Origin of the sequence: Enterococcus mundtii, from assembly GCF_002947535.1 — a bacterium.
Lineage (GTDB): Bacteria > Bacillota > Bacilli > Lactobacillales > Enterococcaceae > Enterococcus_B > Enterococcus_B mundtii_B.
The window spans coordinates 1-461 of sequence record NZ_PUAP01000007.1 but is presented as its reverse complement, the minus strand read 5'-3'; the positions used below and the strand labels follow the sequence as shown (position 1 = coordinate 461).

Annotated in this window: 1 protein-coding gene; it reads left to right on the top strand. The window is 36.7% G+C overall.

All coding sequences use genetic code 11. From position 1 onward, the window contains the following. Window positions 1-461 (top strand): IS6-like element IS1216 family transposase (locus CUS89_RS02005; protein WP_104870841.1); only part of this gene is annotated, 461 nt, incomplete at both ends.

The window sequence follows — 461 nt, the reverse complement described above, 5'->3', positions numbered from 1 at the left end:
AAGCAATTTCAGCAGGATGTGATTATTGTAGCCGTGGGCTACTATCTTCGTTATAACCTTAGCTATCGTGAAGTTCAAGAAATCTTATATGATCGTGGCATTAACGTTTCTCATACGACGATTTATCGTTGGGTGCAAGAATATGGCAAACTACTCTATCAAATTTGGAAAAAGAAAAATAAAAAATCCTTTTATTCATGGAAAATGGATGAAACGTACATCAAAATTAAAGGAAAATGGCATTATTTGTATCGAGCCATCGATGCAGATGGTTTAACCTTGGATATTTGGTTACGTAAAAAACGGGACACACAAGCAGCCTATGCTTTTCTTAAGCGGTTAGTGAAGCAGTTTGATGAACCGAAGGTTGTAGTCACAGATAAAGCCCCCTCTATTACAAGTGCCTTTAAGAAACTAAAAGAATACGGCTTTTATCAAGGGACAGAACATCGTACCATTAA